This window comes from Streptosporangium sp. CA-135522, assembly GCF_050949235.1.
Classification (GTDB): domain Bacteria; phylum Actinomycetota; class Actinomycetes; order Streptosporangiales; family Streptosporangiaceae; genus Streptosporangium.
The window spans coordinates 916,189-940,036 of record NZ_CP192026.1 but is presented as its reverse complement, the minus strand read 5'-3'; the positions used below and the strand labels follow the sequence as shown (position 1 = coordinate 940,036).

18 protein-coding genes are annotated in these 23,848 nt (G+C 70.8%); 9 read left to right on the top strand and 9 right to left on the bottom strand.

Features of this window, described 5'->3' with window-relative positions:
* Window positions 1-44: 44 nt before the first annotated feature.
* The 4 genes from ACQPYK_RS04635 to ACQPYK_RS04620 form a co-directional block, all read right to left on the bottom strand.
* Window positions 45-2,258: a heavy metal translocating P-type ATPase gene (locus ACQPYK_RS04635; protein ID WP_433250710.1), complete on the bottom strand. Its 2,214-nt coding sequence runs from the start codon at window positions 2,256-2,258 to the stop codon at window positions 45-47.
* A 248-nt stretch (window positions 2,259-2,506) separates the two neighbouring features.
* Window positions 2,507-3,988: a PH domain-containing protein gene (locus tag ACQPYK_RS04630; protein ID WP_433250707.1), complete on the bottom strand. Its 1,482-nt coding sequence runs from the start codon at window positions 3,986-3,988 to the stop codon at window positions 2,507-2,509.
* Window positions 3,989-4,128: 140 nt separating this feature from the next.
* Entirely contained in the window at window positions 4,129-4,695 is a 567-nt protein-coding gene (locus tag ACQPYK_RS04625) for a PH domain-containing protein (RefSeq protein ID WP_433250704.1), read from the bottom strand.
* A gap of 213 nt (window positions 4,696-4,908) precedes the next feature.
* Window positions 4,909-7,614, bottom strand: coding sequence for an FAD-dependent oxidoreductase (locus tag ACQPYK_RS04620; RefSeq protein ID WP_433250701.1), 2,706 nt, complete (start codon window positions 7,612-7,614; stop codon window positions 4,909-4,911).
* 75 nt (window positions 7,615-7,689) lie between these two features.
* Here ACQPYK_RS04620 and ACQPYK_RS04615 point away from each other — a divergent pair, with 75 nt between their 5' ends.
* Entirely contained in the window at window positions 7,690-8,664 is a 975-nt protein-coding gene (locus tag ACQPYK_RS04615) for a phosphotransferase (protein ID WP_433250696.1), read from the top strand.
* 17 nt (window positions 8,665-8,681) lie between these two features.
* Complete coding sequence (locus ACQPYK_RS04610) at window positions 8,682-10,238, top strand: amino acid permease (protein ID WP_433250693.1); 1,557 nt, start codon at window positions 8,682-8,684, stop codon at window positions 10,236-10,238.
* Between the two features lie 15 nt (window positions 10,239-10,253).
* Here ACQPYK_RS04610 and lipB read toward each other — a convergent pair whose 3' ends face one another.
* Complete coding sequence (gene lipB, locus ACQPYK_RS04605; protein ID WP_433250690.1) at window positions 10,254-10,892, bottom strand: lipoyl(octanoyl) transferase LipB; 639 nt, start codon at window positions 10,890-10,892, stop codon at window positions 10,254-10,256.
* A gap of 15 nt (window positions 10,893-10,907) precedes the next feature.
* Window positions 10,908-11,093 (bottom strand): PspC domain-containing protein, encoded by a 186-nt coding sequence (locus ACQPYK_RS04600; RefSeq protein WP_433250687.1) that lies wholly within the window; start codon window positions 11,091-11,093, stop codon window positions 10,908-10,910.
* Window positions 11,094-11,338: 245 nt separating this feature from the next.
* Here ACQPYK_RS04600 and ACQPYK_RS04595 point away from each other — a divergent pair, with 245 nt between their 5' ends.
* From ACQPYK_RS04595 to ACQPYK_RS04585, 3 genes are all read left to right on the top strand, one after another.
* Window positions 11,339-12,904 carry a M28 family metallopeptidase gene (locus ACQPYK_RS04595; protein WP_433250684.1) on the top strand — a complete coding sequence of 522 codons (1,566 nt, stop codon included), beginning with the start codon at window positions 11,339-11,341 and terminating at the stop codon, window positions 12,902-12,904.
* A gap of 144 nt (window positions 12,905-13,048) precedes the next feature.
* Window positions 13,049-14,551, top strand: a complete 1,503-nt coding sequence (locus ACQPYK_RS04590) for a M28 family metallopeptidase (RefSeq protein ID WP_433250681.1) — start codon at window positions 13,049-13,051, stop codon at window positions 14,549-14,551.
* A 300-nt stretch (window positions 14,552-14,851) separates the two neighbouring features.
* Window positions 14,852-15,682: an undecaprenyl-diphosphate phosphatase gene (locus ACQPYK_RS04585; RefSeq protein ID WP_433250678.1), complete on the top strand. Its 831-nt coding sequence runs from the start codon at window positions 14,852-14,854 to the stop codon at window positions 15,680-15,682.
* 138 nt (window positions 15,683-15,820) lie between these two features.
* Here ACQPYK_RS04585 and ACQPYK_RS04580 read toward each other — a convergent pair whose 3' ends face one another.
* Complete coding sequence (locus ACQPYK_RS04580) at window positions 15,821-16,576, bottom strand: metallophosphoesterase (protein ID WP_433250675.1); 756 nt, start codon at window positions 16,574-16,576, stop codon at window positions 15,821-15,823.
* Between the two features lie 269 nt (window positions 16,577-16,845).
* Window positions 16,846-18,012 carry an MFS transporter gene (locus tag ACQPYK_RS04575; RefSeq protein ID WP_433250672.1) on the bottom strand — a complete coding sequence of 389 codons (1,167 nt, stop codon included), beginning with the start codon at window positions 18,010-18,012 and terminating at the stop codon, window positions 16,846-16,848.
* 87 nt (window positions 18,013-18,099) lie between these two features.
* Between ACQPYK_RS04575 and ACQPYK_RS04570 the strand changes: the two genes are divergently transcribed.
* The gene (locus ACQPYK_RS04570; protein ID WP_433250669.1) at window positions 18,100-18,504 is read left to right on the top strand and encodes an ArsR/SmtB family transcription factor; all 405 of its coding nucleotides are present in this window, start codon (window positions 18,100-18,102) and stop codon (window positions 18,502-18,504) included.
* Window positions 18,505-18,538: 34 nt separating this feature from the next.
* Here the strand turns inward: ACQPYK_RS04570 and ACQPYK_RS04565 are convergent, their stop codons facing one another.
* Complete coding sequence (locus tag ACQPYK_RS04565) at window positions 18,539-18,778, bottom strand: hypothetical protein (protein WP_433250667.1); 240 nt, start codon at window positions 18,776-18,778, stop codon at window positions 18,539-18,541.
* Window positions 18,779-19,013: 235 nt separating this feature from the next.
* On the opposite strand from ACQPYK_RS04565, the gene ACQPYK_RS04560 reads away from it, so the two are divergent.
* The 3 genes from ACQPYK_RS04560 to ACQPYK_RS04550 all read left to right on the top strand — a co-directional run bounded on the left by ACQPYK_RS04560 (window position 19,014) and on the right by ACQPYK_RS04550 (window position 23,833).
* Window positions 19,014-20,273, top strand: coding sequence for a sensor histidine kinase (locus tag ACQPYK_RS04560; protein ID WP_433250664.1), 1,260 nt, complete (start codon window positions 19,014-19,016; stop codon window positions 20,271-20,273).
* On the top strand, window positions 20,258-20,905 hold the full coding sequence (locus tag ACQPYK_RS04555) for a response regulator transcription factor (RefSeq protein WP_433250661.1): 648 nt from the start codon (window positions 20,258-20,260) through the stop codon (window positions 20,903-20,905). The genes ACQPYK_RS04560 and ACQPYK_RS04555 overlap by 16 nt, the downstream gene beginning before the upstream one ends.
* A 303-nt stretch (window positions 20,906-21,208) precedes the next feature.
* Window positions 21,209-23,833 carry an ATP-dependent RNA helicase gene (locus ACQPYK_RS04550; RefSeq protein WP_433250658.1) on the top strand — a complete coding sequence of 875 codons (2,625 nt, stop codon included), beginning with the start codon at window positions 21,209-21,211 and terminating at the stop codon, window positions 23,831-23,833.
* Window positions 23,834-23,848: the final 15 nt, after the last annotated feature.

Genomic DNA, 23,848 nt, shown 5'->3' with positions numbered 1-23,848 from the left:
ATGAAACTCGATCCACCGTAGGACCCGGGTTTTTGCGTTCTGGATCACCGGAACCGGCGCAGTCGCAGGCTGTTGGTGACCACGAAGACCGAGGAGAAGGCCATGGCGGCTCCGGCGATCATCGGGGTGAGCAGCCCGAGGGCGGCCAGGGGGATCGCCGCCACGTTGTAGGCGAAGGCCCAGAACAGGTTGCCCTTGATGGTGCCCAGCGTGCGGCGGGACAGACGGATCGCGTCGGCGGCGACCAGGAGGTCACCCCGGACGAGGGTGAGGTCGGAGGCCTCGATCGCGACGTCGGTGCCGGTGCCCATCGCCATGCCGAGATCGGCCTGGGCCAGCGCGGCGGCGTCGTTGACGCCGTCGCCGACCATGGCGACGGTGCGGCCTTCGGCCTGGAGCCGTCTGATCACCTCCACCTTGCCGGCGGGCAGCACGTCGGCGACGACGTCCCGGATGCCCACGGCGTCGGCGACGGCACGGGCCACCGCCTCGCCGTCGCCGGTCAGCAGGATCGGACGCAGCCCCAGCCGGCGCAGGGCGGCGACCGCCTCGGCGGAGGTCGGTTTGACCGCGTCGGCGACGGTCAGCACCGCCCGGGCCCGACCGTCCCAGCCGACCGCGACGACGCTCTCCCCACGGGCACGGGCCCGGCCCAGCTCCCGTTCCAGCCCGTCCGGCAGGCGCTGGGACCACCGCTCCAGCAGGCTCGGCCGTCCCACGAGGACGGCGTGCCCGTCCACGACGCCCTGGACGCCGAGGCCTTCCACGTTCGCGAAGTCCTCGACACCGGCGGTGGAGCCCGCGGCCCGGGCGATCGCCCGGGCGATCGGATGCTCGGAGGCCGACTCCAGCGCTCCCGCCAGGCGCAGGACCTCCCGCGGGTCCTCGCCCTCGGCGGTGAAGACGTCTTTGAGAGTCATCTTCCCCGAGGTCACGGTGCCGGTCTTGTCCAGCACGACGGTGTCCGCCTCGCGGGTCGACTCCAGCACCTCGGGCCCCTTGATGAGGATGCCGAGCTGGGCGCCCCGGCCGGTGCCGACCATCAGCGCCGTGGGCGTGGCCAGGCCCAGGGCGCAGGGACAGGCGATGATCAGCACGGCGACGGCCGCGGTGAAGGCGGTCGTGGCGCCGTTGCCGGTGCCGAGCCAGAGCCCGAGGGTGGACAGGGACAGGACGATCACGACCGGCACGAACACTCCGGAGATGCGGTCGGCCAGCCGCTGCACCTGCGCCTTGCCGTTCTGCGCGTCCTCCACCAGCCTGGCCATCTGCGCGAGCTGCGTGTCGGAGCCGATCCGGGTCGCCCTGACCAGCAGCCGCCCGGAGGTGTTCACCGTCGCGCCGGCCACGGTGTCCCCGGGGCGCACCTCCACCGGGACGGATTCGCCCGTCAGCATGGAGACGTCCACGGCCGAGGAGCCCTCCTCGACCACGCCGTCAGTGGCGATCTTCTCGCCGGGCCTCACCAGGAACAGGTCACCGGCTGCGAGCTCGTCGATCGGGACGAGCCGCCCGGAGGCCAGTGTGACCTCCTTGGCGCCCATCGACAGCAGCGCCCGCAGCGCGGCGCCCGCCCTGCGCTTGGAGCGAGCCTCGAAATAGCGTCCGGCCAGGATGAAGGTGGTGACCCCCGCCGCGGCCTCGAAGTAGACGTTGCCCATCCCGTCACCGGGCGTCAGGGGGAACACGAGGTCGTGCCGCATGCCGGGCATGCCCGCCGTACCGAACAGGAGCGTCCACAGCGACCAGCCGAAGGCGGCGAGGGTGCCCAGCGAGACCAGAGTGTCCATGGTCGCGGTGCCGTGCCGCAGGTTGGTCCAGGCGGCCTCATGGAAGGGCCGGCCGCCGTAGACCACGACCGGTGCGGCGAGGCAGAGGGAGAGCCACTGCCAGCCGTCGAACTGCAGCGCCGGAACCATCGCCAGCGCGACGACCGGCACGGACAGGGCGGTCGAGACGGCCAGGCGCCGCCGGAGCGTGGCGAGCCCGTCACGCTCGCGCCCCTCCTCCCTCGCCGGCCCGGCGGCGGGCAGCCGGGCGGTGTAGCCGGCCTTGCGCACCTCGGCGACCAGGTCCGCGGGGCTGACGTCCCGGGGGTAGGAGACCTTGGCCTTCTCGGTGGCGTAGTTGACCGCCGCGGTCACGCCGTCGAGCCTGTTCAGCTTGCGTTCGATCCGGGCCGCGCAGGAGGCGCATGTCATGCCGCCGATGGCGAGCTCGACCTCGCCGCCGCCGTCCGACGGCCCGGTAGTGGTCATGGACGTCACGGTTTCTCCTTGTGCCTGGTCTACCATCGTGCGCGCCCGACGACCGCGGAGGGTAATCGGGGGGTACGAAAACGACGACCGGCTAGGAAACGAACAACGTCTGCGATGACTTCCGCGTCACGCGGTGATGGCTGGGCAGGATCGTCGGCCCGCGTCCGACGCGGGGAACGTCCGTGGAACGCCTCGGCGAGCAGGCCCACCGGTGGTGTTCAGCTCGGCGAGCAGGCCCACCGGCGTGTTCACCTCGGCGAGCTCCATCCCGCCCGGTCCTGACCCCCGTGACTCCGGTGCACGAAGGGTGCCAGCAGCCCGGGCACCGATTCCTCGGCGAACGCCAGCCCCTGCGGGACGGAGACGTCCCTGACCTTGTAGGCCTTCTTTCCAGCCGCCGTGGTGGCCGCGAGCGTGAGCAGGCCCGCTCTCCGCTGGAAGGGCGAACGGCTGACGGTCCAGCCGATGATCGCGCTACGGCGGAGCACCACGGTCCTGCGCCGGGCCGTGCCGTACCGGGTGACGAGGTAGCCACCGTGGAGACCGTGGCCCAGGTTGCGGTAGGCGTCGCGGGCCAGGAGCAGCCCGGCGGACAACCCGGTGAGCAGCAGGACCGGGCCGACCGGCCAGAGCAGATCCGGGATACGGCTCAGCCACGCGGCGAGCCCGGCAAACAGCGCCACGAGGACCAGCGGCGGCCAGAGCGCGTGGACGATTCTGCGGCGCAACGCTGCCCGGGGGTGGGGCCTGAGCGTCATGAGGGTCGGTGAGACGGCCTCGGCGAGCACCGCGGCGGCGCTGCGGTGGACCTCGGCGCGGGGGGACGGAGGCAGCAGGGCCGTCGAGTCGTCCTCGGCGAGCCCGGTGGCCACGGCGTTCAGCCTGGCGCCCCCGCCCCAGCGCAGCGGCAGCGGCTCGGCCACCTCGACCCCGCGCAGCCGCCGCTCCTCCAGCGACAGGGACCGGGTGGTCAGCAGGCCGCGCCGGACGAGCAGGGTGCGATCGGGCTCGCGGGTCAGGCGGAACCTCCACCAGGACTCGATGTAGAGCAGGAGCGTGCAGGATAGGCCGATCACCAGGACGACACCGGCGGAGACGGCGGCGACCGCGATCGGGTGCGTCATGGTGACGGCCCACAGGTCGCCGAGGAAACCGACCTCCGCGGGGTTGATGCCGAACATGTCCAGCACGCGGAAGAACAGGCCGAACGGGGCCAGACCGAGCGGCAGCGACCAACTGCTCAGCAACGCGTAGCCGATCCAGGCCGGGCGCAGCTCCGCGATGGCGGAGTCGGCGGGGGCCGCACGACCGAGCAGGCTCTGCCTGAGGCGCAGAGCGTCGGCCCGGGAGACCCCGTCGAGGGCGAATCCCTTCTCAGCGTCGTTCTGGCCGGTGCCGACTTTGACCGTGGTCAGGCCGAAGATCCGGTGGAGCGGATTGGCCGTCAGGTCGACGCTGCGCACCCGGTCACGCGGGACCGACCGATGCCTGCGGAAGAGCAGGCCCGAGCGCAACTCGACGCGTTCGCCGGTGACCCGGTAGCGGGTGGTGGCGTAACGGAGCAGGCCGATCACGCTGATCACGGCGAAGGCGACGAGGATCGAGCCGAGAGTGATGGCGGTCTGCAGATTCAGCCGGTCGCGGGCGACCAGGGCGGTGATCGCCAGGGGTGCCAGCGGCCCGGCCACCCAGCCCAGGCTCAGCCACGGCATCCGCGGATCGAGACGCATCCACTCCGCGCCGTGTTTCCCCTGTTCGCCGTGCTCACCGTGTTCGCGGGCAGTCGCCCACGGGTGTCCTGCGGCATCGGCGGGAACTCCGCCGGGCTCTCCTGCGCGGCGCCTTCGGCCGGTGGTCGTCTCATCGCGGTTCACGTGGCATCACCGGGGGTGTCCTGGGTCCGCGCGGTGAGCCGCTCGACGAGGGTGACGGCGAGGGCGTGATCCAGCCCATTGATCTTTATCGCGCCCGCCGCCGAGGCGGTGGTGACGGTCACCCCGGCCAGGCCGAAGATCTGCTGGATCGGGCCCCGGACCGTGTCGACGGTCTGGATCCGCGACATCGGCGCGACCCGCCACTTCTGCCAGATCCATCCGGAGGAGGCGTAGACCGCCTCATCGGTGATCTCCCAGCGGTGCACCCGGAAACGCACACGTGGCATCACCAGCGCGTAGACGATCCCCGGCAGCGCGATGACCAGCGCCGGCAGCAGCAGCCAGAACCGGGCGGGCGGGATCAGGAGAGCGAGCAGGACCAGCACCAGGACCGGGGGCGCCACGATCACGGCCGCCTGGCTCGTCCACCACCCGATCGCCCTGCCGTCCACCGGATGCCGGGGCGGGCGGAGCCTGAGGTCCCCGCCGGCCGCGGCGCCCCACGCTCCGGACTCCGGATATCGGGCCGCCTGACCGCCGACACCTGTCTCGCCGATCTCCATCACCACTCTCCCGTCCTCACGGCCCGCGCCCGGTGGATCACCTCGGTGAGCGATCATGATTTCTGGTCGCATGTCTCATTTTTTGGCCGTGTGGCCAAAATCTAGCACACGCGGCCAGGATTCTCGGATCCAGTTCTCGGCGGGCGCGGTCGCCCGGCGGAAGGCGCGCGCCGCGGGGAGAAGCCCCGGGAGCGCACGCCTCCCGCGGGACGATCAGGCCGGCAGGCCTCTGATCCGCTCCGCGGCCGGGTCGTAGAGGGGTTCGGCGGTGACGACGGCACCCACCCAGACGCCGGTGACGCCGACCTCGACCCGGTCACCGGGGACGGTCTCGGCCGGCAGGTAGGCGTAAGCGATCGAGCGCTCCACGCGATGGCCGTACCCGCCGCTGGTCACCCGGGAGGCCGGCTCGCCGCCCACCCGGACCGGCTCCCCCCCGAGGCAGACCTGACGGGGGTCGTCGAGGACGAGACAGACCAGGCGCCGCCCCGGGACCGCTTCCAGCGCGGACCGGCCGAGGAAGTCCTTGTCCCGAGCCACCGCGAAGCCGAGGCCCGCCTCGGCGGGGGTGGTCTCCGGGGTGATGTCCAGGCCCCAGACCCGGTAGCCCTTCTCCAGGCGCATCGAGTCGATCGCCCGGTAGCCGGCCGGGCGCATGCCGTACGGCGTGCCCGCCTCCATGAGCGCGTCCCACAGCGTCAGGCCGTATTCCGACGGGCAGTACAGCTCCCAGCCGAACTCGCCCACGAACGTCACCCGCTGGGCCAGCACCGGGACGTTCCCGACGCTGATCTCCCTGGCCTTCATGTAGCCGAAGGTCAGGTCGTCGTCGGACAGCCTGCCGAGGATGTCCAGCGCGCGCGGACCCCACAGGCAGTAGCAGGCGTGGGCCGAGGTGACGTCCCGGACGTCGAGGTCGTGGCCGCGCAGCCAGGCCGCGTCGTGGACACCGAAGGCGGTGCCGGTGACGAGGCGGAAGCGGTCCTCGGCCAGGCGGGTGACGGTGAGGTCGGCCTCGATGCCGCCGCGCTCGTTCAGGAGCTGGGTGTAGACGATCGAGCCGGGGGGCCGGTCGAGCTGCCCGGCGCACACGCGCTGCAACCTCACCAGAGCCTGATGTCCAGATATTTCAAGCTTTGAGAATGAGGTCTGGTCGAACAGCCCGGCCGCGTCCCGCGTGGCCAGACACTCCTGCCGGATCGCCGGCGACCAGACGCGGCCGGCCCATCCGGCCGGGCGCACCTCCCGCGCCGACGCCCCCTGCGCCGGCGACTCCCATGTCGGCGACTCCCGTATCGGCGTCTCCAGCGCCTGCGTCCCCTGCGCCGGCGACTCCCGTATCGGCGACTCCCGTATCGGCGACTCCGGTGCCGGCGTCTCCAGTGCCTGCGTCCCCTGCGCCGGCGACTCCCGTATCGGCGACTCCCGTATCGGCGACTCCGGTGCCGGCGTCTCCAGTGCCTGCGTCCCCTGTGCCGACGCCTCCGGTGCCGACGTCTCTCCTGCCGGTGTCTCCCGCGTCCGGGGCGATGGGCCCGCGTTGGACTCGAACCAGTTGACCCGCTCCCAGCCCGCCTTCTCGCCGAACGCCGCGCCCAGCTCCGCGTGCCGTACCCACGCCGGAGAGCGGCGCAGCGGACGGGCGGCGGTGCGCTCCTCACCCGGGTAGACGATGTCGTAGTACTTCGAGTAGGAGTCGAGCGCCTTGGCCCGCGCCCACGACGCGGACCGGGCATGGCCACCGAAGCGGCGCAGGTCCATGCCGAACACGTCGTATTCGGGCGAGCCGTCCACGATCCACTCGGCCATGACCTTGCCCACGCCGCCCGCGGCGGCCAACCCGTGGACGCAGAACCCGGCCGCCGCCCACAGACCGCGGACCGCGGTCTCGCCGAGCAGGAACTCGCCGTCCGGGGTGAAGGCCTCGGGTCCGTGGACGACCTTCACGATCCCGGTACGGCCCAGCGCGGGAACCCTCCGCACCGCCGACTCCCACGATTCCTGAAATTTCGGCATATCGGCAGCGAATAGTGTCCGAGGCTCCGCCAGCGGGTGCGCCGCGTCCCAGATCTCCGGGGTCCGGATGTATCCCCCGACCAGGATGCCCCCGCGCTCTTCCCTGAAGTAGACGATGTTGTCCGGGTCCCGGACCGTGGGCATAGAGGAGGGAACGTCGAAAGGCTCGGTGACGACATACTGGTGCTTGATCGGAACAACGGGGATGTCCACCCCGGCCAGCCGCCCGACCCACCCGCTGGCCGCGCCCGCCGCGATGACCACGGTGTCGGCCTGGACCGACCACTCTTGCGCGCCCTCGCCGCCCTCGGAGGCCTTCGCGACCGACGCGAGACGGACACCGGAGACCTCGCCGCCCACCACGTCGAGTCCCGTCACCCGGACACCGGTGAAGATCCGCACACCCAGCTTCTCCGCCCCGGCCGCCAGCGCTTTGGCCAGCAGCGCCGGGTCGAGCCAGCCGTCTCCCGGCAGCCAGAGCGCGGCCCGCACGTCACGCGCGTCGAGCAGCGGCAGCATCTCCTTCGCCTCGGCCCCGGAGAGCACCGACAGGCCCAGGCCGTAGGTCTCCCCGGCTCCCGCCAGCCGCAGCGACTCCTCCACCCGCTCGGGCGTGGTCGCCAGGCGAAGGCCGCCCACCCCGTGCCAGCCGGGGTCCATTCCGGTCAGCTCGGCCAGCTCGGGATAGAGACCGGCCGAATACATGATCATCTTGGTCTGGGTGACGGTCGAGCGGAGCTGGCCCACGAATCCGGCCGAGTGCCAGGTGGTCCCCTCGGTCAGCTCGTGCTGCTCGACCAGGATCACCTCGCTCCAGCCGAGCCTCGCCAGATGGTAGGCCACGCTGCATCCGGCCACCCCGCCGCCGATCACGACGGCCCGTGCGGAGTTGGGAAGTTCCAAGGTCGGCAACCCCTCTGTAACAACTCACTCGCATAATCGGATCAATGGTCTGAAGGTAGGCCAAAGGAGTGCGGCATGCCAGATGCTCTCGCGGACGTCCGGAAATGGGCCGGACAGCCCGTTACCGAGACACCGATCAAGGGTGGGTTCAGCCACCGGATCGCCCGGCTGGACGCAGCCGACGGACAGCGATGGCTGCTGCGGGTGCTCGATCCGAGGGTCGCGGAGGCCGGGCTCGGCATCCCCCTCGACCAGGAGATCGCCAACACGCTGCGCGCGGCCGAGACCGGAGTCGGCCCGCGGGTCCTGCACCGGATGCCCGGTGCCCTGCTGCTGGAGTATCTCGACGGCCTCACCCTGAGCGCGCACGACGTGCGGACGCTCCCCGGCTCGATCGCGGCCGCCTGCCGCCGCCTGCACTCCGGGCCCCGGTTCGTCAACGACTTCTCCATCTTCCGCAAACTCGACGAATTCCTCGCCATCTGCCATACCCACGAACTGCGTACACCCGACGGCTTCGAGGACCGGTTGCCGGCCGCGGCGGAGATCGAACGGGCGCTGGCCGCCGACCCGCTGCCCTCGGTGCCCTGCCACAACGACCTGTTGCCGGCCAACCTCATCCGGTGCGGCATGGAGATCAGGATCGTGGACTACCAGCTCTCCGGGAACAACGATCCGGCCTTCGAACTGGGCGACATCGCCGCCGAGGCGGATTACGACCCCGACCTGACCGGCCGGCTGACCCGCGCCTACTTCGGCGAGAGCGATCCGCGGCTGATCTCCAGGGTCCGGCTCAACCTGATCATGTCCAACCTGACCTGGTCCCTCTGGTTCGCCGTGCACCACGGGCTGCTGGGGGAACAGGCGGCGGCGGCCGACTTCGACTACGACGCGGAGGCGGCCGACAAATTCGCGCGAGCCGTACGGGACCTGGACGGATCGGGGTTCGGGCGGCTCGTCGACGACGTCCGGGGCGGGCGCACACCGGGCGCCCCGGATTCCCCACCCCGGGGTGACTCCCCAGCCTCGCGGGTAAGACCCCCCATGTAAGACGCAAGGAGGCTTGAATGACCAAGCCAGTGCCAACCACGGACGCAGACGCCAAACGGCTCGCCGAGCTGGGCTACAAGCAGGAGCTCTCTCGCAGCTGGAGCGGCTTCTCCAACTTCGCCATCTCCTTCTCCATCATCTCCATCCTGGCCGGCTGCTTCACCACCTTCGGGCAGGCCTGGAACAACGGCGGCCCGATCGCCATCGCCTGGGGCTGGCCGCTGATCTCGATCTTCATTCTGATCATCGGCCTGTGCATGTCCGAGCTGGTGTCGGCCTATCCGACCGCCGGCGGGATCTACTGGTGGGCCGCCAAGCTGGGCAGGCCGATCCACGGCTGGTTCACCGGCTGGTTCAACCTCATCGGGCTGATCGCGGTCACCGCCTCGGTGGACTACGGCTGCGCGACGTTCATGAACATCACGGCCAACCGGTTCGTCGAGGGCTTCGAGGTCTCCCTGGGCAACACCTTCATCCTGTTCACGATCATCCTCGTGCTGCACGCGCTGATCAACATCTTCAGCCACCGGCTGATCTCCGTGCTGCAGAACGTCTCGGTCTGGTGGCACGTGTTCGGGGCGGCCGTGGTGGTGATGATCCTGGCCTTCGGCCCGGACCGGCACCAGTCGCTGTCGTTCGTGTTCACCGAGCGCTTCAACAACTCCGGCTTCTCCGACACGTCGTTCTGGTTCTACGTGCTGCCGCTCGGCTTCCTGCTGACCCAGTACACGATCACCGGCTTCGACGCCTGCGCGCACGTTTCCGAGGAGACCCACGGCGCCTCCACCGCGGCGGCCCGCGGGCTCTGGCAGTCGATCTTCTACTCGGCGATCGGCGGCTGGGTGCTGCTGCTGGCGTTCCTGTTCGCGGCCACCGACGTGGACGCGGTGAACAAGGAATTCGGCTTCGTGGGAGCCATCTTCACCTCGTCGCTCACCCCGGTCCTGGCCACGGTGATCTTCGGTATCTCCACGCTCGGGCAGTTCTTCTGCGGGATGAGCTGCGTGACCTCGATGTCCCGGATGACGTACGCGTTCTCGCGGGACGGCGGCATCCCCGGCTGGCGGCTCTGGTCGAAGGTGGACAAGAACCGGACCCCGGTCAACGCGATCGTGTTCGGCTGCGTCGCGGCGCTCGTGCTGACCCTGCCCGCCCTCTACAAGGCTCCGACCGGCACCCCGCTGGCGTTCTACGCGGTGGTCTCGGTCGCGGTCATCGGCCTCTACCTCGCCTTCGCCATCCCGATCTGGCTCCGGCTGAGGATGGGGAACCGCTTCCAGCCCGGCCCGTGGACGCTGGGGGCGAAGTACAAGGTCATGTGCTGGATCGCGGTGATCGAGATCGTGGTGGTCTCGATCTACTTCATCATGCCGCTGGCCCCGGCGGGCGTGCCGTTCAACAAGGACGACCCGGCCACCCCGGGAGACGAGACGTTCACCTGGACAGCGGTCAACTACGCGCCGATCGTGGTCGGGCTGATGGTCCTCGGGGTGGGCCTGTGGTGGGCGCTGTCGGCCCGGCACTGGTTCACCGGGCCGCGCCGTACGGTCGACGAGGACCAGCCGGCCCTCTGATCTCCCGCCCCTGGATCAGCTCGCCTCGAAGGCCTCCGCCACCGCGGTCCGGACCCGGTCCATGACTCCGGTGGTGGAGGTCTCCCGGCCCAGCGAGGTCATGTCGACCTCCGGCATGCCGCAGGCCACCGCCCAGCCCCACGGGGCCAGGTCGCCGTCCACGTTGAGGGCGAACCCGTGGCTGGTCACGCCCCGGCTCTGCCGCATGCCGATCGAGACGATCTTCCGGCCCGTCTCGATCGTCCACACGCCCGTGAGCAGCTCCGAGCCGGGCGGGGTGTCACGGCGCTCGGCGGGGACGCCCAGCGCGCCGAGCGCCCGGACCAGCCGGAGCTCGACCTCGCGGACGTAGTCGACGATCCCCTCGTCCTCGCCGAGCTTGACGATCAGGTATCCGACCAGTTGGCCCGGGCCGTGGTAGGTGAGCTGCCCGCCGCGACCCGTGCTCACGACCGGGATGCCGTGGGAAGGGTCGGGCAGGTGCTGCTCGGACGTGCGCCGACCGATGGTGTAGACCTGCGGGTGGCTGAGGAGCCAGAGTGTGTCGGGGCGCTCGTCGCGCTGACGCTGACCGACCAGGTCGGTCATCCGCTCCATGGCCTTCTCATAGTCGACCAGGTCGTCCTGGACGAGTGACAGGGGGCGTTGCCTCATGCCCCCAGCTTATTTTCAGTAGCGGACCGCGGGCGCCTTGGGGACGAGGATCCACATGAGCACGTAGACCACCCACAGCGGTCCCGGGATGAGCGAGAGCAGCAGCCACAGCACCCGGACGAGAGTGGGCGACCAGCCGAGGCTCTCGGCGATCCCGCCGCACACGCCGGCGATTATCTTGTGGTTTCTCGAACGGTGCACGTTGTCTCCCCGGATCGTTGTTCTTCACCTGTCCAAACGAAGGACGAAGACACCCACGTTCCCCGGCCGTCCCTGAGAAAACCCTGTCAGGGTCGATCCCAGGGCCGGACGGCCCGGATGACCAGATGACCCGGATAACTATTCGTGCACCTCCAAGTCATGGGCCTAGGCGAGGCTGCTTGATCACGGTACGTTCCGCCTTAGCACGCATGGGACCCCCAAGTTCCACCCCCCCAAGGAGCGTTATGCGCCTGCGCCTACGACGCAATCTGTTCCGGACCGCCACCCTGGTCACGGCCGCCGCCCTCCCGCTCGCCTTCACCCCGCCCGCGAGCGCGACCCCGACCACCACGGCCGGGACCGGTCTATCCGACGTCCTGGCCAATGCCCTTTCCTCCCAGGTCAAGGGCAAGAACGTGAAGAAGCACCTCGACAGGCTCCAGGAGATCGCCACCGCCAACGGCGGTACCCGCGCCGCGGGCACGCCCGGATACGACGCGTCCCTCGCCTACGTGAAGGACAAGCTGCGGCGGGCCGGCTACCGGGTCTCCACCACCGACGTGGAATACCCCGTCAACTGGGAGGAGTTCTCCCCCTCGGTCCTGGAGCAGGTCACGCCGGAGGCCAAGGCCTACGCCAACCCCGCCGACTTCGTCACGGTCGTCTCCTCGAGCGCCGGGGACGTCACCGCGCAGATCCAGGTGGTCGACGCGGTCATCCCGACACCGCCGAACCCCAACACCTCCACCGCGGGCTGCGAGGCCGCCGACTTCGCCGGGTTCGTACCCGGCCGGATCGCGCTCATCCAGCGGGGCACCTGCCCGTTCGTCGACAAGGCCACCAACGCCAAGGCGGCCGGCGCGGCCGGTGTGATCTTCTTCAACGAGGGACAGCCGGGCCGCACCGACCCGTTCCAGTTCGACATCAGGGAGTGGCGCTTCGGCTTCCCGGTCGTATTCGCCTCCACCGCCGTCGGCCTCGACCTGGCGGACACCCCTGGAACGACCGTCCACCTGAAGGTCGACGCGAAGACCACGGTCGGTAAGACCAGGAACCTCATCGCCGACTCCCCCTGGGGCGACAGGGACGAGGTCGTGATGGCCGGCGCCCACCTGGACAGCGTCACCGAAGGCCCCGGCATCAACGACAACGGCTCCGGCAGCGCCGCCATCCTGGAGACCGCGCTGAAGCTGGCCCACCTGCCCACCAGGCACAAGGTGCGGTTCGCCTTCTGGGGCGCCGAGGAGCTGGGCCTGCTCGGCTCCGACCAGTACGTCGCCGGGCTGTCCCAGGCCGAACGGGACAGGATTCGGCTCTACCTGAACTTCGACATGATCGCCTCGCCGAACGACGTCACCTTCCTCTACGACGGCGACGACTCCGACGCCGAGGGTTCCGGAGCGGGCCCGGCCGGATCGGCCGAAATCGAGAAGCTGCTGGAGAGGTTCTACGGCAAGCGCGGCCTGGGCTTCCGGGGCACCGACTTCGACGGCCGCTCCGACTACGGCGCGTTCATCGCGGCGGGCATCCCGGCCGGCGGGATCTTCACCGGTGCCGAGGGCATCAAGACCGCCGAGGAGGCCGCCGCGTTCGGCGGTACGGCGGGCGCCCCCTACGACCCCTGCTACCACGCGGCCTGCGACACCATCACCAACATCAACGACGCGGCGCTCGACCGCAATTCCAGGGCGATCGGCTACGCCGTCGCGTTCTACGCCTACGACCTGTCCACCATTCCCGACCGTGACGCCGCCGCCCTGGCGAAGTCCGCCACGGCCGCCGAGCGGGCGCCGGAGAACGCGGCCCGCTGACCCGTGTCCCGCGGATCTCACTGACGGCCGCCGCAGGCGGCAGATCCGAAGGCCACCGCCCAAGCGCACCACCACGCTGTACGGCGCGCACCCGCCAGGTGCGCGCCGCTCGGGGGACCCACGCAACCTCCCAACCCGAGGAGCATGATGCGCAACCTGTGGACCATCGGGATGGCGGCGATCCTGGCCATCCCCCTGGCGCTCACCACGCCGGCCGCGTCGGCGGCCGTCCCACCGGACATCTCGCTGGCCAACGTGAAGGCACACCTGGCGCAGCTGCAGTCCATCGCCACCGCCAACGGCGGCAACCGCGCCCACGGCCGGCCGGGCAACCTCGCCTCGGCGAACTACGTCAAGGGCCTGCTCGACGGCGCCGGGTTCACCACCACCCTGCAGACGTTCACCTACAACAGCGCGACGGGCTACAACGTCATCGCCGACTGGCCGGGCGGTGACCCCAACGACATCCTCATGGTCGGCGGCCATCTCGACAGCGTGACCGCCGGGCCGGGCATCAACGACAACGGCTCCGGCAGCGCCGCCATCCTGGAGACCGCGCTGGAGGTCTCCCGGCAGGCCCTGACGCCCACCAAGCATCTGCGCTTCGCCTGGTGGGGTGCCGAGGAGCTGGGGCTGCGCGGCTCGCAGTACTACGTCACCAACCTCCCCGCCGCCGAACGGTCCAAGATCAAGGGCTATCTGAACTTCGACATGGTCGGCTCGCCCAACGCCGGCTACTTCGTCTACGACGGCGACAACTCCGACGGCGTCGGCTCGGGTCCCGGCCCGGCCGGCTCCGCCCAGCTGGAGGCGACGCTCCAGGCCTACTTCACCTCGATCGGCGTGCCCACCCGGGGCACCGACTTCGACGGCCGCTCCGACTACGGGCCGTTCATCAACGTCGGCATCCCGGCGGGCGGCACGTTCACCGGCGCCGAGGGCATCAAGTCCAGCGCCCAGGCCACCCTCTGGGGCGGCACGGCGGGGCAGGCGTTCGACTCCTGCTACCACCGGGCGTGCGACACCTCGGCGAACATCAACGACACCGCGTTGAACCGCAACGCCGACGCGATCGCCTACGCGGTATGGACGACCGCCACGGCGGTCCCGCCCACGGTCGTCTGGCAGGACACCTTCGAGACGGCGACCGGCTGGACCGCCAACCCCGCCGGCACCGACACCGCCACCCTCGGCCAATGGGAACGCGGCGTCCCCCAGGCCACCACCTCCAGCGGCGCCAAGCAGCTCGCCACCCCCGTCAGCGGCAGCAACGACCTGGTCACCGGCCGCCTGGCCGGCACCTCCGCCGGCGACCACGACATCGACGGCGGCACCACCACCATCCAGTCCCCGGCCATCACCCTGCCGTCGGGCGGCCCGCTCAAGCTCGGCTTCTCCTGGTACCTCGCCCACGGCTCCAACGCCTCCAGCGCCGACTACCTGCGCGTGAAGGTCGTCGGCTCCACCACCACCCAGGTCTTCCAGCAGCTCGGCGCGGCCACCAACCGCAACGGCGCCTGGGCCACCGCCGAGGCCGACGTCTCCGCCTTCGCCGGCCAGAGCGTCCGCATCCTCGTCGAGGCCGCCGACGCCTCCACCGCCTCCCTCGTCGAGGCCGCGATCGACGACGTCAAGATCACCAAGTAGGCGCGGGCGCGGCTCCCGCTCCACGGATGGGAGCGGGAGCCGCGCCCGGATGATCAGTCCCCTTCGTGGACGTAGCCCCGGAGCGAGGACTCCGATCCCGCCTTGACGGTGAAGGCGGACTTCCTGTTGATCTCGCTGAGGCGACGGCCTTCGATCTGGTTGCCGCCGGGATCGCTGGTTGCCGCCGGGATCGGCCGTCCGGTTCACAGTCATCTCAAACCAATGACCGAGTCACGGAAAGTCCCACGCTCCGCTAGCCTCGCGTAGGTTACGCACGCACTGGGACGGAAGGTACCCAAGTTGATCGGCTGGTTCGAAGCGGTGGTCCTCGGACTCGTTCAGGGATTGACGGAATTTCTGCCGATCTCCTCCAGTGCCCACATTAGGGTCGTTTCGGCCTTGTTCGGGTGGCAGGATCCGGGAGCCGCGTTCACCGCGGTGATCCAGATCGGCACCGAGGCCGCGGTGGTCATCTACTTCCGCAAGGAGATCTGGGAGATCATCTCAACCTGGGTCCGCGCGTTGTGGACACCTGACCTGCGCAAGCACCACGCCGCCCGGATGGGCTGGTACATCATCGCCGGCACCCTGCCGATCGTCGTGCTCGGCCTGCTGTTCAAGGACAGCATCGAGACCGTCTTCCGCGACCTGCGACTGATCGGCACCACGCTGATCGTCTTCGGTCTCATCCTCTGGCTCGCCGACCGCACCGCCCGCAACAGGCTCACCCTGGACAAGCACCTCAGCTTCACGCACGCCCTGATCTACGGCTTCGCCCAGTCCCTGGCCCTCATCCCGGGCGTCTCCCGCTCCGGCGGCACGGTCAGCGCGGGCCTGCTGCTCGACTACCGCAGGGAGGAGGCCGCGAAATACTCCTTCCTGCTGGCCATCCCGGCCGTGCTGGGCGCGGGCCTCCTGGAGCTGTTCAAGATCGGTGACGGCAGCGCCCCCGACTGGGGCCCCACGATCCTGGCCACCGTGATCTCGTTCGCCGTCGGCTACGCCGCGGTGGCGTGGTTCCTGAAATACATCAGCACCCACCGCTTCACCGGGTTCGTGATCTACCGGATCATCCTCGGCATCCTCATCATCGCCCTGGTGAGCTTCGACGTCCTGTCCCCCACGGCCTGAGGCCGCCGCACGGCCCGGGTCCGAGGTCCGAACGTCCCATGGGTCCGGGGTCCGAGCGCCCCGTGACCTGAGGGCACCCGGCCGGCCGCCGGGCCCTTCCCGGCGCCGGCCGTACCGGCGGAAACAGCCCTCGCGGGATCAGACGATGACAGAGCGGTAATGAGTCGTCAGCCGTCCCTCGTCGTCCAGGACGTGGAAGGCGAGCGCGGGCGGCAGGTCGAGGTGGACGTGGTCCTGCGGGTGCGCGCGGGGCTCCCAGGGGAGCCGGAGCGTGGAGACGACCCCGGGTGCGACCAGCAGGGGCCGCCCGGCGAAGGTGGTCGCCGCCGGAGTGTGGGCGTGCCCGCACAGGAAGGCGGCGATCTGGGGGTGGCGGTCCGCCAGCTCGGCGAGTCCCTGTTCGCCGAACTGGCGGAGGCTGTCGATGTAGGCGCTGTGCAACAGGGCCGGCGGATGGTGGAAGGCGACCAGAACGGGCACCTCGTCCGGGGTCTGGGCGAGCACGTCCTCCAGCCAGGCCAGCGTCTCCTTCTCGAGAAGACCCTCGTCCTTTCCCGGCACCGATGAGTCGCACAGCGCGATGACGAATCCGGCGGCCCGGTGCACCTGGTTGACCGGCGCCGCCGATTCCGGCTGCAGCAGCAGGGAGCTCCGGAACGCGGCGCGCTTGTCATGGTTGCCCGGACAGATCAGCACCGGGTGCCGTGAGGTCAGCAACTGACGGGCCTGTTCGTACTCGGCCGGCAGCCCATGGTCGGCGATGTCCCCCGTGACCAGGACGGCGTCCAGGTCGTAGGGAAGGCCCTCCAGGTAGTCCATGACGGCCCGGGTGCGCTCGACGCTGCGCGGCTCACTGTCGATGTGGATGTCGCTGAGATGGGCGATCACGATCATCTCGGGGGCTCCTTCCGGGAGTGGTGCGGGATGGGGCGAGGACGGCCGGATGACCCCGGCCTGTGCGTCTCGCGTCTTCGACGTCCCGCGTCTTCGACGTCGGCGAGCCGGTCCGCCGCCGCGACCATCAAACCCCGGCCAAGAATCTACCGTGCGGCCCCATCATGGAAAGGTCCAGTTGTGTGCTGATCCGGTGGTCCAATTTCCGGGTGCCGGCCACGCCCGCCTGCCCTTAGAGACCTGGCCGACCAGGGCGAGCACGGTTCCGGTCAATGGCGGCCGTTGGAGACGGGCACGGGCTGCGCGACCTGTGGCGCCGCGGGCGGCCTGCGGTAGGTCGTCAGGGTGAACAGCAGCGCGACAAGACCGAAGGCGGTCGCCAGGACGGCGATTCCCGCCCTGCCGTACCGGTCCAAGGCCAGGCCGCCGGCCAGGGCGGCCAGGAAGACGCCCACGTACTGGGTGGCGGCCAGCAGCCCGAGCCCCACCGAGACGTTGCCCGCGACCGAGGTGACCATCCGGTGCTGCTGGGCGGGGGCTATCAGCCAGCCGAGCGCACCCCAGAGGAAGGCCCAGACGAGGGCGACGGGAAGGCTGGCGGTGGCCACCGGAACCAGGGCCACGGAGACGGTGATGCCCGCGATGCCGAGGAAGACCATCAGCCGGGGGCCGTAGGCGTCGGTGAGGCGGCCACCGAAGAGGTTGCCGATGATCCCGCCCAGGCCCCAGGCCCACAGGACGGCCGGGAGGGGGATGTCCAGCATGGAGCCCAGGTAGGTGTAGAGCGTGAAGGCCGCGGCGAAGGTGAGCGCCTGGGTCGCCAGGATGGCGAGCACTCCCCGGTCGGCGAGCGGGGCGAGCCGGTCGCGCAGGCTCGCGGGGACCCCGAGCCGGACCTCGGGGACGGCGGCGGCCACTCCCGCAAGGGCGAGCACGCCAAGCGCCGCGACCAGCCACAGGGTGGCGCGCCAGCTCAGCGCGGTGCCCAGCCAGGTGCCGATCGGCACGCCCAGCGCGGTGGCGACGGTCAGCCCGCCCATCACCAGCGCCAGCGCGCGTCCCCGCCGTTCGGGCGGGGCCAGGGCGGTGGCGACCGCCGAGGCGGTCGGGGTGAACAGTGCCGCACCCGCCGCGGCCAGCACGCGGGTGAGGAGAACGAGGGCGAAGCTGGAAGCCAGCGCGGTCAGCGCGTTGCCCACGACGAACACCCCCATGGCCGCGAGGAGCACATGCCGCCGCGCCATCTTCGAGGTGAGCGCGGCCAGGATCGGCGACAGCAGCGCGTAGGACACGGCGAACACGGTCACGAGCTGACCGGCGGCGGCCGGGGAGACGGCGAGGGAGCGGGAGATGGGGAGCACGAGACCGGCGGTGACGAAGGTGCCCGTGCCGATGGCGAACGTGCCCAGGGCGAGGGGGTACAGCCGAGGATTCACGAAACCTCCGAAATGGTTTGATGTCCTTCAAACTGTCCTATAGTTTGATCATTGTCAAACCATTTGGCCGAAGGCAAGGTGAGGAAGATGAACCGGTTGCCGCAACCCGCCATGGAGGACTTCCGGCTCGCCGACGTCCTGCGTGCCCTGGCCGATCCCGTCCGCCTGGAGGTCCTCGTCCGGATCTCCGGCGGAGGAGAGCATCCCTGCGTGCAGACGGGCGCCTCGCTGGGGGTGCACAAGTCGACCATGTCGCACCACTACCGGGTCCTGCGCGAGGCGGGCATCACCAGCACCCGCCAGGAAGGCCGTATCAAATACCTCAGCCTTCGCCGCGACGAGCTCGACAGCCGCTTCCCCGGCCTGCTCGACGCCGTCCTCGCCTCGGCCCCGCCACGACTCGACGCCGCCCTCACATCGGCCCCGCCACGAACGGCCTCCGACGCCTCGTCGCAGGAAACCCCGCGAACGGCCGCCCCGGCCTCCCCTTAGCGGGCCCCGCGAACACCGCTCCCGCCGGCGTTGGTCACCCGGTCGGCAGGACTGACGGGGTCAGCGTGACGTGGGGAATGCGGCGCGCGGTTCGGCCCCACATGAACGCGGTCACCTCGCGGCCCCTGACCGAGAGGATGACGACCACGATGAGGACTGCGACGCTGAGCGCGCCGTAGGCCGCGACGAATTTCTTCACCCTGCCGAAGGCCTGTCGGGTATGCGGGTGGTTGACGTGGCCGGCCTCGGTCGTGGTGCGGTTGGGGGTTTCCATGTCTCCACCTTCCTTCGTGTTGTCCGGTATGGACTCGAAGTTAGGGAGTGCGCAGGTGGGGCGGTATGGGCCTGGACGCACGGTTGGGTGGGTCTGGACCTACTTAAGGCCTAATCTGACGGGAATCGGGCTCCGTGCGCTGCACAGTGGACTCACCACACCGTTTCCGGCCGGTTCGGCGTAGCGCGGGACCCGCGGAGGCCCACGGTCGGGTCATGAAGTAAGAAGGAGAATCATGAGACAGCCGGTGTCCTGGGTGGCGAGCGCCTGCGTGGGGTTCGTGCGAGCGTGCGTCGTGGTGGTCGTCGCCATGCTGGTGCCGGCCGTGTGGGCCGCTGCCGTGGTGCTGTGGATCTGGTGGTGGGGCGGAGACCCGTGGTCGGGGATAGTGCCGCTCTTGTGGGCGTGTATCGGCACGCTCGCCCTGTCCCGCCCGGTGTGCCGGATGGTCCGCTCCCTCGTCGCGAAGTGGACGGGCACCGTCATTCCCGCCGGATACCGGCAGGCCGGGCCGGTGACACGGATGTCAACCGGGTACTGGTGGAACGGATACTCCTACGAGCGCACCGATCGGGACGCTCGCCAAGATCAGAAGATGCGGATCTGGTGGAGCGATCCCGCCACGTGGCGTGATCTGCGGTTCACAGGGATCGCGCCCGTCACCGTGGGCGTGATCGCGGCTGTCCCGCCGGCCGGAGCCGCGGCGGCGGTCCTCGGGTTGTCCCAGCCGGCGCTCTCCGCACGCCTTGCCGGGGTGCTCGGCCTGGTCGTGGCGATCGCCGGCGCCCCGTACGCGTGGCGGGCCGTCGAGCCGGTAGCCGTCCGCTTCCTGCGCGCGTCGCCTGCGATGACGATGGCCGACAGGGTGGATGAGCTGACGGCCCAGCGCGCGGACACAACGGTCGCACAGGCCGCCGAGATCCGCCGGATCGAAAGGGACCTGCACGACGGAGCGCAAGCACGCCTGGTCGCGCTCGGGCTGTCGTTGGCGACCGCGGAGAAGCTGATGGAAACCAACCCTGACCAGGCCAGGGCGCTGATGCGGGAGGCGCGCGTCGGCGCGGCCACGTCACTGACCGAGCTGCGTGACCTGGTCAAGGGGATCAGCCCGCCGGTGCTGAACGAGCGAGGGCTCGTCGACGCCGTCCGCGCTCTCGGCTTGGACAGCCCGCTCGAAGCGACGGTGGACGCCGACGTTCAGCTGCGTCTGGACCCGCCGATCGAGTCCGCCCTGTACTTCGGAATCGCCGAACTGCTGACCAACGCGGCCAAGCACGCCCACGCGTCCCGGGCGCGGATCTCCATCGCCCGGGACGACACCGCCGTCATCGTCGATGTCGAAGACAACGGCCGGGGTGGGGCCGGCGTGAACGCCGGCGGCGGACTCGACGGGCTACGCCGCCGCCTGGCGGCCTTCGACGGCACCGTGGAGATCACCAGCCCGGCGGGCGGTCCGACCCGCGTGAGAATGGTGGTGCCATGCGAATCGTTGTAGCCGAAGACCTCTACCTCCTGCGCGACGGGATGGTCCGCCTCATCGAGGCGTACGGGCACCAGGTGGTCGCGACGGCGACCACCGGACCCGAGACGCTCGACGCGCTGCTGAGGTGGCGGCCGGATGTCGCCATCGTCGACGTCCGCATGCCGCCGACCCAGTCGGACGAGGGCCTGCAGGCTGCTCTTGCCGCCCGCGGCGAGGTTCCCGGACTGCCGATCTTGATCCTTTCTCAGCACGTCGAACAGCTGTACGCGCGCGAGCTCCTGGCCGACGGCTCCGGTGGCATCGGCTATTTCCTCAAAGACAGCGTGTTCGACGCCGACCAGTTCATCGATGCGCTGGAACGCGTCGCCGGTGGCGGGACCGCCATGGACCCGGCCGTCATCGCCAAACTGCTGTCCAGCGGATCCTCCAACCGACGGCTCGGACAGCTCACCGAACGGGAACACTCCGTGCTCGGCCTCATGGCCGAAGGATTGTCCAATCAGGCCATCAGCCAGCGACTCTTCCTCAGCGAAAGCGCCATCAGCAAGTACACCACCTCCATTTTCGGCAAACTCGGCATCACCGATGACGACAACAACAACCGCCGCGTCCTCGCCGTCCTCACCTACCTGAACAAGCCCTGATGTACTTCTCGGGCCCAGCGGCGGGACAGATCCCAGACCAGAGAAGCCACGTCTTAAGCATGTTGCGATCGTCATGAACGACCGATTCCGAGAGAAGATCGCCGACACGCCTCACGGGGTGGCCGCAGCCGTCGAACCCTTCTCACAACCCGTTCTCGCACAAATCCTCGAACCGGATGGTTCTGAGAAACGTTGCGGACGGCCCTTCTCGCGCACCACCACGTCACCGCAGGCCAGGTGCGGGTTCGTTGGATTCCGCCCCACTGTTACCGGGACCCCTCCGGTCTCGGGGAGACTGGCCGGGTGCGTTCCGACTGGTCCGGCCTTCCCGTCCGCCACGTTCTGCCCGAGCTGCTCGCGGCCCTGAACGAGCGCGGCGTCGCCGTGCTCACCGCGCCTCCCGGCACAGGCAAGACCACCCTCGTCCCGCTCGCGCTGGCCGGGCTCCTCGACGGCTCGCCCCCCAGGCGGGTGATCGTGGCCGAGCCCCGCCGGATGGCGGCGCGGGCGGCGGCGCGGCGGATGGCGTGGCTGCTGGAGTCGGAGGTGGGCGCGGAGGTCGGCTTCTCGGTCCGCGGCGAGCGCAGGGCCGGCGCGAAGACGGTCGTCGAGGTCGTCACCACCGGAGTGCTCCTGCAACGGCTCCAGCGCGACCCCGAGCTCGACGGCGTGGACACGGTGCTGATCGACGAGTGCCACGAACGCCACCTGGACGCCGACACCGCGCTGGCCTTCCTCCTCGACGTCCGCGCCACCCTCCGCCCCGACCTGCGGCTGGTGGCCACCTCCGCCACCGCCGACGCCGCCCCCTGGGCCCGGCTGCTCGGCTCCGACGCCCCGGACGCCCCGGACCGCCCGGACGCCCCGGACCGCCCGAACGGCCCGGACGGCCCGGACGGCTTGGGCGGCCCTGAAGGCCCGGAAGGCTCGGACGGCCCGGCGACGGCCGTACCCCATGAGGACGCGACGCGGGCGGCGCCGATCGTGCACGCCAGCGGTGCCATGCACCCGGTCACGACCGTCTGGGCGCCGCCGCCCCGGACGGTGACGCCTCCGCGGGGTCTGCGGGTGGATCCCGCGTTCCTGTCCCACGTCGCCGACGTCGTACGGCGCGCGCTGCGGGAGCACGAAGGGGACGTGCTGTGCTTCCTGCCGGGCGTCGGGGAGATCGGCAGGGTGGCGGCGACGCTCCGGGACCTCGACGTCGACGTCGAGATCCTTCAGGTTCACGGTCAGGCCCCGGCACGCGTGCAGGACGCCGTGCTCTCGCCCGGCGGCGACCGGCGGGTCGTGCTCGCCACCTCCGTCGCCGAGTCCAGCCTGACCGTCCCCGGCGTCCGGATCGTGGTCGACTCGGGTCTCGCCCGCGAGCCCCGCACCGACCACGCCCGCGGCCTGGGCTCGCTCACCACCGTCCGCGCCTCCAAGGCCTCCGCCACCCAGCGCGCCGGCCGGGCCGGGCGTGAGGCCCCCGGCGTGGTGTATCGGTGCTGGTCGTCGGCCGAGCACGACCGGCTCCCCGACCACGCCCAGCCCGAGATCGCCCTCGCCGACCTGACCGGCTTCGCCCTCCAGGCCGCCTGCTGGGGCGATCCCGCCGCCACCGGCCTGGCCCTGCTCGACCCGCCACCGGCCGCGGCGATGGACGCAGCGCGGCGGATCCTGCACGCCCTGGGCGCCCTCGACGACCGGGTCACCGCCCGGGGACGCCGGATGGCCGCCGCCGGGGTCCATCCCCGCCTGGCCAGGGCTCTGATCGACGTCGGCCCCCGGGCCGCCGAGGTGGTGGCGCTGCTGTCGGAGCAGCTCCCTCGGGACGCGGGCGACGATCTGGTCGCGTTCTGGCGTTCCGCCCGGCGGGGCGACGACGGTTTCTCCGCGCGCTGGCGCCGGGAGGTCCGGCGCCTGTCCCAGGCGAGCTCGGACGCTTCCCCGGCCGGGCACGGTACGGCGTCGGCAGTGGGCGACGACGCCGTGGCCGGGCTGGTCGTGGCGCTGGCCTACCCCGAGCGGGTGGCCAGGCGGCGGGGCGGCTCCTATCTGATGGCGTCGGGAACGGCGGCGGACCTGCCCCAGGGCTCACGGCTGGCGAGCGCGCAATGGCTGGCCGTCGCGGTGGCGGATCGGCCCGCGGGATCGGCCGCGGCCCGGATCAGGCAGGCCGTCGTGATCGACGAGGAGATCGCCAGGCTCGCCGCCGCGCCCCTGCACCGCTCCGGCGAGGAGGTGGTGTGGCAGATCCCGCCCGGCGAGCGGCGTGGTGACGTCTCGGCCCGCCGGGTGGAACGCCTCGGCGCCATCGAGCTGTCCTCGGTCCCGCTCCGCGACGCCGACGTCCGGCCCGCCGTACTGGACGGGCTGCGCACCGAGGGCCTGGCGATCCTGCGCTGGACGCCCGAGGCCGTCGCGCTGCGGGAGCGCCTGGCCTTCTGCCACCGGACTCTCGGTGCCCCGTGGCCCGCGACGGACGACGCCGCCCTGATCGACGCGGCCGACCGGTGGCTGGAGCCCGAGCTGTCACGTGCCCGCCGCCGGTCCGACCTGGAACGGCTGGACGTGGCCTCGGCACTGCACCGATTGGTCCCGTGGAGCGTGCGTCTGGAGGACACGGCCCCCGAGCGGATCGAGGTGCCGAGCGGGTCACGGATCAGAGTCGACTACTCGGGCGACCAGCCGGTCCTCGCTGCCAAGCTGCAGGAGCTGTTCGGCTGGGACGAGGCGCCGCGCGTGGCCGGGGTGTCGCTGGTGATCCACCTGCTCTCCCCCGCGGGACGGCCGGCGGCCGTCACCGCCGACCTGGCCTCCTTCTGGCGGGGGGAAGGCTACCGCTCGGTCCGCGCCGAGCTCCGGGGCCGCTATCCCAAACACCCCTGGCCCGAGGACCCCCTGTCCGCCGTCGCCACCCGCCGCGCCAACCCCCGCCGCTGAGATACCGGGCTGTTT

Bases quoted from the DNA above. Each gene is read 5' to 3' on its own strand.
- ACQPYK_RS04635 (WP_433250710.1), bottom strand. From the start codon at position 2,258: ATGACCACTACCGGGCCGTCGGACGGCGGCGGCGAGGTCGAGCTCGCC.
- ACQPYK_RS04630 (WP_433250707.1), bottom strand. From the start codon at position 3,988: ATGCGTCTCGATCCGCGGATGCCGTGGCTGAGCCTGGGCTGGGTGGCC.
- ACQPYK_RS04625 (WP_433250704.1), bottom strand. From the start codon at position 4,695: ATGGAGATCGGCGAGACAGGTGTCGGCGGTCAGGCGGCCCGATATCCG.
- ACQPYK_RS04615 (WP_433250696.1), top strand. From the start codon at position 7,690: ATGCCAGATGCTCTCGCGGACGTCCGGAAATGGGCCGGACAGCCCGTT.
- ACQPYK_RS04610 (WP_433250693.1), top strand. From the start codon at position 8,682: ATGACCAAGCCAGTGCCAACCACGGACGCAGACGCCAAACGGCTCGCC.
- lipB (WP_433250690.1), bottom strand. From the start codon at position 10,892: ATGAGGCAACGCCCCCTGTCACTCGTCCAGGACGACCTGGTCGACTAT.
- ACQPYK_RS04595 (WP_433250684.1), top strand. From the start codon at position 11,339: ATGCGCCTGCGCCTACGACGCAATCTGTTCCGGACCGCCACCCTGGTC.
- ACQPYK_RS04590 (WP_433250681.1), top strand. From the start codon at position 13,049: ATGATGCGCAACCTGTGGACCATCGGGATGGCGGCGATCCTGGCCATC.
- ACQPYK_RS04580 (WP_433250675.1), bottom strand. From the start codon at position 16,576: ATGATCGTGATCGCCCATCTCAGCGACATCCACATCGACAGTGAGCCG.
- ACQPYK_RS04570 (WP_433250669.1), top strand. From the start codon at position 18,100: ATGAACCGGTTGCCGCAACCCGCCATGGAGGACTTCCGGCTCGCCGAC.
- ACQPYK_RS04565 (WP_433250667.1), bottom strand. From the start codon at position 18,778: ATGGAAACCCCCAACCGCACCACGACCGAGGCCGGCCACGTCAACCAC.
- ACQPYK_RS04560 (WP_433250664.1), top strand. From the start codon at position 19,014: ATGAGACAGCCGGTGTCCTGGGTGGCGAGCGCCTGCGTGGGGTTCGTG.
- ACQPYK_RS04555 (WP_433250661.1), top strand. From the start codon at position 20,258: ATGCGAATCGTTGTAGCCGAAGACCTCTACCTCCTGCGCGACGGGATG.